This is a genomic window from Nocardiopsis sp. M1B1 (assembly GCF_052466615.1).
Map to the genome: position 1 here is coordinate 6,651,291 of NZ_CP196194.1, position 11,551 is coordinate 6,662,841.

Annotated in this window: 10 protein-coding genes; 4 read left to right on the forward strand and 6 right to left on the reverse strand. The window is 73.4% G+C overall.

The features are described 5' to 3' along the window. Window positions 1-124 precede the first annotated feature (124 nt). From ACSTA4_RS28815 to ACSTA4_RS28825, 3 genes are all read right to left on the reverse strand, one after another. Window positions 125-1,603 carry an FAD-dependent oxidoreductase gene (locus tag ACSTA4_RS28815; RefSeq protein ID WP_444961812.1) on the reverse strand — a complete coding sequence of 493 codons (1,479 nt, stop codon included), beginning with the start codon at window positions 1,601-1,603 and terminating at the stop codon, window positions 125-127. Continuing rightward, window positions 1,596-2,429 carry an SDR family NAD(P)-dependent oxidoreductase gene (locus ACSTA4_RS28820; protein ID WP_212642233.1) on the reverse strand — a complete coding sequence of 278 codons (834 nt, stop codon included), beginning with the start codon at window positions 2,427-2,429 and terminating at the stop codon, window positions 1,596-1,598. The genes ACSTA4_RS28815 and ACSTA4_RS28820 overlap by 8 nt, the downstream gene beginning before the upstream one ends. A 140-nt stretch (window positions 2,430-2,569) precedes the next feature. After that, on the reverse strand, window positions 2,570-2,983 hold the full coding sequence (locus ACSTA4_RS28825) for a nuclear transport factor 2 family protein (protein ID WP_444961813.1): 414 nt from the start codon (window positions 2,981-2,983) through the stop codon (window positions 2,570-2,572). A gap of 119 nt (window positions 2,984-3,102) precedes the next feature. Between ACSTA4_RS28825 and ACSTA4_RS28830 the strand changes: the two genes are divergently transcribed. The 3 genes from ACSTA4_RS28830 to ACSTA4_RS28840 all read left to right on the forward strand — a co-directional run bounded on the left by ACSTA4_RS28830 (window position 3,103) and on the right by ACSTA4_RS28840 (window position 7,011). Next, window positions 3,103-3,807, forward strand: a complete 705-nt coding sequence (locus ACSTA4_RS28830; protein WP_444961814.1) for an IclR family transcriptional regulator — start codon at window positions 3,103-3,105, stop codon at window positions 3,805-3,807. Between the two features lie 355 nt (window positions 3,808-4,162). Continuing rightward, window positions 4,163-6,541, forward strand: coding sequence for a molybdopterin oxidoreductase family protein (locus ACSTA4_RS28835; RefSeq protein WP_444961815.1), 2,379 nt, complete (start codon window positions 4,163-4,165; stop codon window positions 6,539-6,541). Next, window positions 6,538-7,011, forward strand: a complete 474-nt coding sequence (locus ACSTA4_RS28840; RefSeq protein WP_444961816.1) for a hypothetical protein — start codon at window positions 6,538-6,540, stop codon at window positions 7,009-7,011. Before ACSTA4_RS28835 ends, ACSTA4_RS28840 begins: the two co-directional genes overlap by 4 nt. Before the next feature lie 73 nt (window positions 7,012-7,084). On the opposite strand, the gene ACSTA4_RS28845 is transcribed toward ACSTA4_RS28840, so the two are convergent. Next, a complete protein-coding gene (locus ACSTA4_RS28845) occupies window positions 7,085-8,341 on the reverse strand; it encodes an FAD-dependent oxidoreductase (protein ID WP_444961817.1) in 1,257 nt (418 codons plus the stop codon). 266 nt (window positions 8,342-8,607) lie between these two features. Here ACSTA4_RS28845 and ACSTA4_RS28850 point away from each other — a divergent pair, with 266 nt between their 5' ends. Next, the gene (locus ACSTA4_RS28850; protein WP_444961818.1) at window positions 8,608-10,197 is read left to right on the forward strand and encodes an FAD-binding oxidoreductase; all 1,590 of its coding nucleotides are present in this window, start codon (window positions 8,608-8,610) and stop codon (window positions 10,195-10,197) included. 70 nt (window positions 10,198-10,267) lie between these two features. On the opposite strand, the gene ACSTA4_RS28855 is transcribed toward ACSTA4_RS28850, so the two are convergent. Both ACSTA4_RS28855 and ACSTA4_RS28860 read right to left on the reverse strand, forming a co-directional pair. Further along, entirely contained in the window at window positions 10,268-10,657 is a 390-nt protein-coding gene (locus tag ACSTA4_RS28855) for a hypothetical protein (protein WP_444961819.1), read from the reverse strand. A gap of 68 nt (window positions 10,658-10,725) precedes the next feature. After that, window positions 10,726-11,463: a L,D-transpeptidase gene (locus ACSTA4_RS28860; RefSeq protein ID WP_444961820.1), complete on the reverse strand. Its 738-nt coding sequence runs from the start codon at window positions 11,461-11,463 to the stop codon at window positions 10,726-10,728. Window positions 11,464-11,551 lie beyond the last annotated feature (88 nt).

Sequence of the window (11,551 nt, forward strand, 5' to 3'; positions counted from 1 at the left end):
GGGAGGACGGTGGGAGCCGTGCGCCGAGGGGACCGCGTGAAGCGTCCGGTGCGGTGGGGCGGGAGGTGCGGGGCGGGTGCGCCTCAGGACCCCCGCCCCGGGGCGTGTCCGGTGGCGCCGCCCGTCACGCGGCGGGTTGCGCCCGCCGGGCGGGTCCGGTCCGCGCGCCCGCCGCTCCCCGGCCGGCGACGCGGCCCATGGTGAGGGCGTTGGCGACCGCGTTGCCGCCGCCGACGTAGCGGGGGCCGAGGACCCCGGCGCCCGCCTCGCCCGCGGCGAAGAGCCCGGGGACCGCGGTCCCGGTGCGGTCGCGCACGGCGGCGGCGGAGTCGATCTCCAGACCGGCGTGCGTGCAGACGATCTCGGCCGGGAGCACGCGGGCCGCGTAGTACGGAGCGGTGTCCAGGGGCTCGGGATCGGTCTGCGCCCCCTTGCCGCGCAGGGTCAGGTGGCGCAGGAAGTCCGGGTCCCGCCCGTTCGGCAGCTGGGAGTTCCAGGTCCGCACCGTGGTGAGCAGCGCTGCCTCGGGAACCCCCATGAGGGCGGCCAGTTCCTCCAGGGTGTCGGCGCGCAGGGTGCGGCCCGCGTCGGCCTCCTCGGTGACGCGTTCGGGGGTCCAGTCCGCGTACCCGGCGGGCAGCGAGGCCCGGGCCCGGTCGTCGAACACGCACCAGGCGGAGCCGCCCTGGGCGTCGATGATGCCGGTGGAGACTGCGTAGGAGGCGTCCTCGTCCATGAAGCGGCGCCCGGCCCCGTTGACGTACACGCGCGAGAGCGGCGGGAACCCCGACTGCCAGTGGTGCTGGCGCTGGAAGTAGACGGTGGGCAGCCGCAGCCCCCAGCCCGCGCCGGTCACGGAGGCGCCCACCTGTTCGGCGAAGCGCATGTGGTCGCCCCGGCTGCCGGGCGCGGCCACGACGAACGCGTGCTCGCCCGCCTCCAGGGCGTCCGGGTAGTACTCCTTGAGCAGTTCGGGGTCCTGGGCCAGGCCGCCGGTGGCGACCACGACGGCGTTCGCGCGGACGGTGACGCCGTCGGCGACGACGCCGCGCACCCGGCCGTCCTCGAACAGCAGGTGCCGCACCCGGGTGTTGAGCACGGTCTCGACCCCGAGGCGGCGGCAGGCCGCGGCGAGCACCTGGACCAGTCCGAGCCCCTGGTCGGCGGGGACGTGGGCGCGCCAGACGTCCTCGACCCCGGCCCGTGTCAGGCCGGGCATGTGCGCGTTGGTGGAGGTCCGGGCCGGGAACCCGGCGCCCAGTCCGATGAGCCATTCCAGGGTGGGTCCGGCGTTCTCGCAGAAGGCGCGGACCAGCCCGGGTTCGAGCATCCACTGGTTGAGGTCCATGTAGTGCTGGTAGAAGCGCTCGGCGCTGTCCTCCACGCCCGCGCCGCGCTGGACGCTGGTCGCGGCGGCGGTGAAGAGCCCCGCCGAGAGCTGGGTGGAGCCGCCCAGCTCGGACTCGGACTCGAACAGCAGGACGCGCGCGCCCTCCTCGGCTGCGGTGACGGCCGCGGCGAGCCCGGCCCCTCCCCCGCCGATGACGACGACGTCGGCGGTCTCCTCGTCTTCGTGGTCGTGCCGGCCGACGTGCTCAGACATGGCGGGACCCCCCGTCGACGGCGATGCTGTGCCCGGTCACGTAGCGGCTGCTGTCGGAGAGCAGGAAGAGCAGGACGCCGACGACCTCCTCGGGGGAGCCGACCCGGTGCAGCGGCACGTTGTCCAGGGCGGCGGCCAGGGCCTCGGGGTCGTCCTGGAGCCAGCGCGTCATCTCGGTGTCGATGAAGCCGGGGGCGATGGAGTTGACGCGCAGCCCCTTGTCGCCCAGTTCGACGGCGAGGGACTCGGTCAGGTGGGCGACGGCGGCCTTGGACGCGCAGTAGGCGGCGCGGCCCCGGCGCACGCGCACCGCCGACACCGAGGACATGTTGACGATGACGCCGCCGGGCCGCATGCGGCGGGCGGCGGCCTGGGCGCCGTGCAGGACCCCCTGGACGTTGACGTCGAGGACGGCGGACATCTGCTCGGCGGTGATCTCGCCGACGGTGGCGTACGGGAAGACCCCGGCGTTGTTGACCCAGTAGTCGAGGGAGCCGAACTCGTCGACGGCGGCGCGGGCGAGGTCGTCGTGCTGCTCGGGCACGACCACGTCGACGCGGCGGGGGGCGACCCGGCCGGGCCGCTCGCTCAGGGCGCCGTCGGCCAGGTCGCGGTTGATCTCGTCGGCGACCCGCTTCATGTCGACGTCGTTGATGTCGGCGGCGACGACGTTGACGCCGCGGGTGGCCAGGGCCGCGGCGAAGCTGCGGCCCATGCCGCGCGCCGCCCCGGTGACGACCGCGGTGCGGCCGGTCATCTCGGGGTGGACGGCCTCCATCACGCGGTGGACGACGCGGGCGGGGCCGGTGCCCTCGTGCTGGGTCATGGTGTGCGGCCTTTCCTTGGTGGGACGGGACCGGGTGGCGGGTCCGGGTCTGGTGGGGGCGGGTGCGGTGGAGCCGGTCGTGACGCGGCCGGGGTTCAGCGGGTGCGGTGGGCGCGGGTCCGGTCGGGCGCGGCCGGGGTTCAGGCGGTGTCGTCGCGCCGGACGTCCCGGCGCGCGATGCGCCAGTCCTGTCCGTCGTGGACCAGCCGGTCGCTGAGGGTGGTGAACCTCAGGATTGCGGTGTCGCCCGTCACACGGGTGCCGATGACCTGAAGATAGGCGCTGACCTGCGCGTGTGTGGTGTCCGCGGACTCCACGAAGAGGTTGGTGACCACGTGGCGGCGCACCTCGCCCGCCTCCCGGGCCGCGTGCGCGAAGTCCTCGGCGAAGGCCCGCAGGCGGTCGCGCCCCACGACCGGCGCGGGATAGGTCGGTGAGTGGAACTCGCCGTCGGGGGCGAAGGTCCGCGCCCAGGCGTCGGCGTGGCCGCCGTCGATCAGGTGGGACTGGCGCGCGTAGAGCTGGTGGATGCCGGTGACCAGCGAACCGTCCATGACCTCCCCCTCAGTGTGCGATAATCGCACTAGGAGTGCAATTAAGGCTTAACGTATGTGTCACACGTCACCTGCGTCAAGAGGCGGGAGGTGTATCTTCGCGGTGCGAGAGGAGCCAGATGCCCGAGACACCGGCCGACAGGCCCAACACCCGGACGTCCAAGACCCTGCACAACGGGATCGAGGTGTTGGAGCTGCTCAGCCGCAGTCCGCACGGACTGTCGCTCACCGAGATCGCCGAGGGGGTGGGGGTGCACCGCACGGTCGCCCACCGGCTGGTGCGCACGCTGGAGGAGCACCGGCTGTGCAAACGCGGCCCCTTCAAGCGCATCACCCTGGGGCCCGGACTGGTCGCGCTGGCCGAGTCGGTGGAGGCGGACCTGCGCCAGGTCGCCGGTCCGGTCCTGGCCGAGCTGGCCGAGTCGCAGGCGGCCACCGCGCACCTCGTCGTTCCCGAGGGTGAGGGCGAGGCGCGCGCCCTGATGGTGGTGGAACCGCGCGGGGCCACGGCCCACATCGCCTTCCGGACCGGGCGGGTCGATCCCATCGACAAGGGATCGGCCGGACTGGCACTGCTCGCGGCCATGCCGCCCCGGCCCGGGGAGCGCGAGGAGGTCGCCCTGGCCCGCGAGCGGGGCTACGCCGTCTCCCACGCAGAGGTGACCAACGCGGTGACCGGGGTGTCGGCGGCGGTGGTCGGGAGGAGTTCCGAACCGGTGGCCAGCGTCGGCGTCTCGCTCCTGGAGCTGGACGACCCCGCCCCCTTCGGCGCCGCCGTGCGGGAGGCGGCCGGCCGGATCGCCGAGATGGTGCACCTGCCCTGAGCCGGGGCCGGGCGCGACCGGCCGGACCTTTTCCCCTGGCCGCAACCGGGACGTCCTGACGCACGCCTGTTTCCCCGACACCGGGCCTGGCTCACTAGGTTGCTCGTTGCCATTCCAGTGAGCCACCTAATGCACCACCTAATGAGCAACCTAGTGAGCCACCGTTCGCTCCGTCCGGCCACGGGCCGAGGCGGCGCCGGGTCCCGTGCCGTTTACGCGTTTGCCCCCCGGGTAGCGGCGTTCACGCGTTTCGGCCGCACGGGAAGGGGTGGTGTCGGTGCCGTCCAGGGACAGGATCGCCGAACCATGGGGGTCGCGCACCCCGTACGGGCCCGGTCAGGAGTGGCCGGCCAGAGTGGACGGTCATCTGGCCGAGGGGGTGGTCCCCGACCAGGTGGACCGCTGGGTCCAGTCCGCGTCGATCCTGCACTCCAACGGCGACGCGCTCGACATCGCGGTCAAGGACGACCGGATCGTGGGGGTGCGGGGCCGCGAGGGCGACCGGGTCAACCACGGGCGCCTGGGCCCCAAGGACCTCTACGGGTGGCAGGCCAACCACTCACCCGACCGGCTCACCCGGCCCCTGGTGCGCCGGGACGGCGAACTGGTCGAGACCGACTGGGACACCGCGATGGACCTGGTCGTGCGGCGCAGCAGGGAGCTGCTCGACGAGCAGGGCCCCAGCGCGATCGGCTTCTACACCAGCGGGCAGCTCTTCCTGGAGGAGTACTACACGCTCGCCGCCATCGGGCACGGCGCGATCGGCACCAACCACATGGACGGCAACACCCGGCTGTGCACGGCCACCGCCGCCGCCGCGCTCAAGGAGTCGTTCGGCTGCGACGGGCAGCCCGGCTCCTACACCGACATCGACCACGCCGACGTCATCGCCCTGTACGGCCACAACATGGCTGAGACCCAGACGGTGCTGTGGACGCGTGTGCTCGACCGGCTGGCCGGGCCCAACCCGCCCCGGATCCTGTGCGTCGACCCCCGGCCGACCCCGGTGGCGAGGGAGGCCGCGCTGCACCTGGCGCCGCTGCCGGGGACCAACGTCGCGCTGATGAACGGCATCCTGCACGAGATCATCCGGCTGGACATGGTCGACCACGACTACGTCGAGGCCCACACGGTCGGCTACGACTCCCTGGTCGCGGAGGTGGAGGGGTACCCGCCCGAGCGCGCCGCCGAGATCTGCGGGGTCCCCGAGGAGCGGATCCGCGAGGCCGCCGCGCTCTTGGGCGGCGCCGAGCGGCTGATGTCGACCGTGCTCCAGGGCTTCTACCAGTCGCACCAGGCGACCGCCGCGTCCGTGCAGGTCAACAACATCCACCTGATCCGCGGCATGCTCGGCAGGCCGGGCGCGGGCGTCCTCCAGATGAACGGGCAGCCCACGGCGGAGAACACGCGCGAGTGCGGCGCCGACGGCGACCTCACGGGCTTTCGCAACTGGAGCAACGACGACCACATCAGCGACCTCGCCGCGGTGTGGAACCTCGATCCCATGCAGATCCCGCACTACGCGCCGCCCACGCACGCGATGCAGATCATGCGGTACGCCGAGAAGGGGTCGATCAAGTTCCTCTGGGTCAGCGCCACCAACCCGGCGGTGTCGCTGCCCGAGCTGGCGCGGATCCGCTCGGTGCTCGCGCGGGAGGGGCTGTTCCTGGTGGTGCAGGACATCTTCCTGACCGAGACGGCCGAACTCGCCGACGTGGTGCTGCCCGCCGCGACCTGGGGCGAGAAGACGGGCACGTTCACCAACACCGACCGCACCGTCCACCTGTCCGACAAGGCCGTCGAGCCGCCCGGCGAGGCCCGGTCGGACCTGGACATCTTCTTGGACTACGCCCGGCGGATGGACTTCCGCGACAACGACGGTGCGCCGTTCCCGCAGTGGCACGACCCCGAGTCGGCCTTCGAGGCGTGGAAGGAGGCCACCGCCGGACGGCCGTGCGACTACACCGGCCTCACCTACGGCAAGCTGCGCGGCGGCAGCGGCGTGCAGTGGCCCTGCAACGACCAGAACCCGGACGGCACCGAGCGCCTGTACGCCGACGGCCGGTTCTGGGCGGCGCCCGACCAGTGCGAGAGCTACGGCCGCGACCTGGTCACCGGGGCGCCGCTGGAGCCGACCGAGTACAAGGCGATGAACCCCGAGGGCCGAGCGATCATCAAGGCCGCCGAGTACCTGCCGCCGCACGAGGAGCCGAGCGGGGAGTACCCCTTCGCGCTGATCACCGGCCGCACGCTCTACCACTTCCACACGCGGACCAAGACCGGGCGGGCACCGCAGTTGCAGGGGGCTGCCCCCGAGGTCTGGGTGGAGGTCTCGCCCTCCGACGCCAGGGAGGCCGGGATCTCCGAGGGCGACCCCGTCGAGGTGGCCTCGCCGCGCGGGGTGGTCCGGGCGCAGGCGCGGATCAGCGACATCCGCCCCGGGGTGCTGTTCGTCCCGTTCCACTACGGCTACTGGGACAGGGACGCCGACGGCGGCTCCCCCGACCGGGACCGGGCGGCCAACGAGACGACCGTCACCGACTGGGACCCGGTGTCCAAACAGCCCCTGTTCAAGACCTCGGCGGCCCGGCTGCGGCCCCTGGGAGCCGGGGACGGCACACCGGCACCCGCGCCGACGACGACCGCGTCCCGGCCGGTCGGCGGCGGGGTGCCCGAGACCGCGGGCGGCCCCGACGCCGCCTCCGAGGAGAACGTCACCGGAGGTGCGCGATGAGGATCACCGTGGCCCTGCGCGAACTGCACGACGCCGAGAGCGCCCTGGCCGGGGAACTGCTCAGGATCGCCGACCGGCACGAGAAGGAGCAGGAGATCCACCACGTGGCCCGGGACCTGGTCCGCTGGTCGCGTGAGCACGTGCGGGAGATCGCCGAGGCCGGTGCCCGCTACGGACTGGACCTCGGGGAGCCGGAACCGGAGAACCCGGACCCGCCCACCGAGGAGGCGGGCGAGCTGCCGGGGGACGACTCCGACCCCGACCTGCTGCTCCTGGCGGACCTGCGACGGCTGTACCGCATGGCGGCGGGCGTGTCCCTGGACTGGGACCTGCTCGGGCAGGGCGCGCAGGTGACCGCGGACGCCGAGCTGCTGGCGCTCACCAAGCGGTGCCACCCGCAGTCGCTGCGGCAGATGATCTGGGCCGACGCGATGCTCAAGACGGTCTCGCCGCAGATCCTGGTCACCTGAGGCAGCGCGCGGAACCGTTCCGCGCGGCCGACGCGGCCGTCCGCACGGACTCGTACGCGCGGCCGCGCCGGGCTCACCGCCCGTCGAGGTCGGCCAGGACCGCGGCGGCGGCCCGCGCCCCGCTGACCAGCGCCCCCTGGAGCGAGGGCGTGTCGCGGTGGTCGCCCGCGACGTAGAGGCCCTCCTCCAGGCGGACCGGACGGCGCAAATCGCCCAGGGGCGGCGGCGCCGCGGGCAGGGCGTCGGGCACGTGCACCGTCTCCAGGTGTTCCCAGTCCCCGTCGCGCGTGCCCAGGATTCCGGCGGCCTCCGCCCGCACCTCGGCCTCCGGGGGCTGGTGGGGGCCCACCGTGGAGGAGGCGATCAGCGCCCGGCCGGGCGGCGCGTAGGACGGGGCGGTGGCGGTCAGCACCATGACGCTGCTCAGCCTGGTCCCGCTGCGCCGGGAGCGCCCGTCCACGTGCAGGAGCGGGTCGTCGTCGGGTCCGGCGGGACGGGAGTGGTAGTAGGTGGTGGCGGGGTTGAGCACCGGCGCGGGCAGCGAGGGCAGGAGCCTGGGCGCCGCGCCCGGGCCGACCGCGACCACGACGGCGCGGGCCCGCACGGTGCCCGCCTCGGTGCGCACCGTCCCCGGCGCCACCTCGTGCGCGGGCGTCCCCAACAGGAACCGCGCGCTCCCGGCGCGCGCCGCGAGCTGGTCGGAGACGGCCTGGATGCCCGCCTCCGGAACGGCCAGCCGACCCCGCGCGAAGCTGCGCCATACCAGGTCGTTGACCCTGCTGGACGTGCTCAGGGACTCGTCCAGGAAGACGCCGGTCAGGAAGGGGCGCACCAGGGTGTTCACGGCCCGTTTGCCCAGGCCGAGGCGGCGCAGCGCGGTGATGGTGTCGGTCTCGGGCCTGGCCTTGATCCGGTCGGCCGGTTCCAGGGCGTCCGCGGCCACTGCGCGCAGCAGGCGGAAGAGGTCGGAGGGGCGGACGATCGAGCCGGAGAGCAGGGACAGCGACGACAGGGCGCCGGAGGGCGACGGGTGCAGCCGCAGCAGCCCCCGGTCGGTGCGCACGGCCATCCCCTTGGGGAAGGACCGCAGGCGCAGGGCGTCCAGGTCCAGGCGGCGGCGCACGGCCGGGTAGGCGGTGTTGAGGATCTGGAAGCCGCGGTCGAGCACGTAGCCGTCCCGCACGTCGCTGCGGACGCGTCCCCCCACGGACTCCCCGGCCTCCACGACGGTCACGTCGAGCCCGGCGGCGGCGAGGTCGGCGGCGGCGACCAGTCCGGCCATGCCCGCCCCCACGACCACGGCGTCACAGCGCTGCGGCAGATCAGTCATGGCGCCAGCGTAGGTCAGCCGCCCGCGCCCGGCCCGGACGCGGACCGGCGAGCCGCGGGTGGGCCCGGGGCCCGGGGCTCGGCGGGGCCGGTTCCGACCGTCGGGGGGCGGATGCGCACCAGAAGCCTTTTCGGCGACCGGCTCCCGCCCCTTACGGACCTCCATCACCGTCCGTAACCACACAGGGCGCACCGGCCGCTTTTCGCATCCGATCACCCTGGGTAACCCCATGGCGTCTCGTTGTCCTCGCAGCTCAGGCGGCTCACATGTCCCACGACCACGGCATCCCTCCCCTGACCACCGTCAAGCCCTCCGACAAGCGCTATCCCGCGCTCGACCGGGGGTTCAACCAGCGCTGGATCGCCCGTCCCGACTACGTGCGGATGGTGGCCACGCCCGAGGGCGCCGCCCGCGCCCTGTCCGAGGCGGTCAACCAGACGACGGCGGACACGGACCGCACACGGATCACGGTGCGCTCGGGCGGCCACTGCTACGAGGACTTCGTCTGCGGCGACGACGTCCGCGTGATCCTGGACGTCAGCCCCATGTGCGGGATCGGCTACGACCCCGGACTGGAGGCGTACTGCGTGGAGGCGGGCGCCACCAACTGGCACGGCTACAGCCACCTGTACCCGCTCAGCGGCAGGGCCCTGCCGGGCGGGTCCTGCTACTCGGTGGGCGTGGGCGGGCACATCACCGGGGGCGGCTACGGTCTGCTCTCCCGCCAGTACGGGCTCACCGTGGACTACCTGTACGCGGTGGAGGTGGCGGTGGTGCGCCCCGACCGCTCGGTCGGACTCGTCCTGGCCACCCGGGACGACCCCGACCCCGACCGCCGGGAGCTGCTGTGGGCGCACACCGGGGGCGGCGGCGGGAACTTCGGGATCGTCACCCGGTTCTGGTTCCGCGACCTGCCCGAACCCCCGTCGAACGTGCTGCTCAGCGGCCTCTCGTGGAAGTGGTCAGACTTCACCAAGGAGGACTTCGCCGCCCTGGTCACGGCGTACGGCGAGTACTTCCGCGACCACCAGGACCCGGACGAGGCGTCCGGCAGGCTCTTCGCGCTGCTCAAGCTCAACCACGTCAGCAACGGGGAGATCGGCCTCGTCGCCCAGGTCGACGCCGACGACTCCGAGGGCGGGCGGGCCATGGAGGAGTTCCTGGACGCCGTCGACGGCCGGATCGCACCGAAGTCCGGGCAGATGACGACCCCCATGGGGGAGCACCCCGCGGTCCAGGGCATGCAGACCCCCCGGAAGCTGCCCTGGCTGACGGCCACCCAGGTGCTCAACGGCTCCGGGGAGAACCAGTGCGGCAAGTACAAGTCGGCCTACCTGCGCAAGCCGTTCAGCCCGGCGCAGATCGAGGCCATGTGGGCCTACCTGGGCAAGGAGCACTACACCGACTACGTCAACAAGGAGGCCCTGATCCAGGTGGACTCCTACGGCGGGGCCGTCAACCAGCCGCCGTGGGACACCGCCGTGCCCCAGCGCGACTCCGTGCTCAAGGTGCAGTACCAGGTCTACTGGAAGCGCACCGAGCCGGAGTCCGACGTGGCCCGGCACATCGCGTGGATCCGCGACACCTACCGCAAGACGTTCGCCTCCACCGGCGGGGTCCCCGTGGTCGGCGACGCCACCGACGGGTGCTACGTCAACTACCCGGACGTCGACCTCGGCGACCCGGCCTGGAACACCTCGAAGGACCGCTGGTCGAAGCTCTACTACAAGGACTCCTACCCCCGGCTCCAGCGGGTGAAGGAGCGGTGGGACCCGCTCAACGTGTTCCGGCACCGGCAGTCGGTCGAACTCCCCGCGGCGGCGGACGGCGCCGTCCGGGGCTCCGGGGCCTCCTGAGGGAACCGGCCCCGTACACGCGGTGTCACCCCGTGCGCGCCACGGGGTGACACCGGTCGTGGACCGGCGGTCAGCCGGTGTAGTTCGGGTCCGCGGGCATGGGGACGGGGGCTGCGGCCTCCTCGATCTCCCGCTCGCGGTCCCGCTGCTCCTGCTCGGCCGCCTCGTCCTCCTCGGCCGGGGTGGGCTCCTCAGCGGGCGGCGTGGGCTCCTCCCCCGGCTGGGCCGGGTCCTCGCACGGCTCGGCCCCCGCGCCGGGCGCCCACCCGCCGGACTCCTCGGACGGGGCCCCGGCACCGGAGTCCTCGGCGGGCGGCGCGGGCTCCGCGGAGGCGCCCCAGCACTCGGCCGGGGCGGGGGTGGCTACCGGGACGGACGATTCGTCGGCCCAGACGGGGCTGCCGCCGAACAGGGCGGCGGCCGCGAAACCGGCGACGATCAGGTAGTTCTTCAGACGCATGTCGGTCCTCGTGTGTGGGTTCGTGTGCGCGGGATACCGTCCCGCGCGGCGGTCCGGAGCCGGTCGCCTCAGCCGGAGATCTCGACCGGGGTGCCGATCGGCAGGTTCTCGGCCATCCAGGTGATGTCCTCGTTGGAGACCCGGACGCACCCGTGGCTGATCTCGCGGCCCAGGGCGTCCTCGTCGTTGGTGCCGTGCACGGCGAGCTGGCCGGGCCCGCCGGCGAACGTCTCCAACGTCTCGGAGAACCCGCTCAGGCCGAAGGCGTAGACCCCGTAGGGCCCCTCCGGGTCCGGCGGCTGGAGCAGCTCGGTGAAGTAGTAGCGGCCCTCGGGGGTGGGGGTCTCGCCCTCCCCCGTGCCGATCACTCCGGTGCGCACCTCCTCGTCCCCGTCGAAGACGGTGAACTCGAAGTCGCCGGTGTCGACCTCCACGCGGTACTCCGTGGAGGTCAGCCACACGTCGTCGCTCCTCACCCAGCCCGTGCTGCCGTTCGGTCGGACCGGCAGCAGGACCTGGAGCCACTCGCCCTCGTTGCGCTCGACGAGGAACGCGCGTTCCACCCCGAAGTCGTTCGGACTCGCGAGGGTGTGCAGCACCTCCTCGCCGCCGGGCTCGGCGTGGACGTCGATCCCGTCGCCGACGACCGTCGCGATCTCCACGCCCTCGACGCCGTTCCCGGCTGCGTCGACGGGAGCCTCCTCCGACGCCGGTTCGTCGGCCGGAGTGGACGAGCAGGCCGTGAGCGCTACCAGGGCAGCGGTGACCGCGAGGGACGTCAGAGTCCGGGTGGGGCTTACGGGCATCGTTGGGCGCATGGGGTTTCCGTCCGGCTTCGTTCGGGGAGGCGTCCGGTGTGCTCGCGCTCCGGACGACAACGAACACTGGCCGACG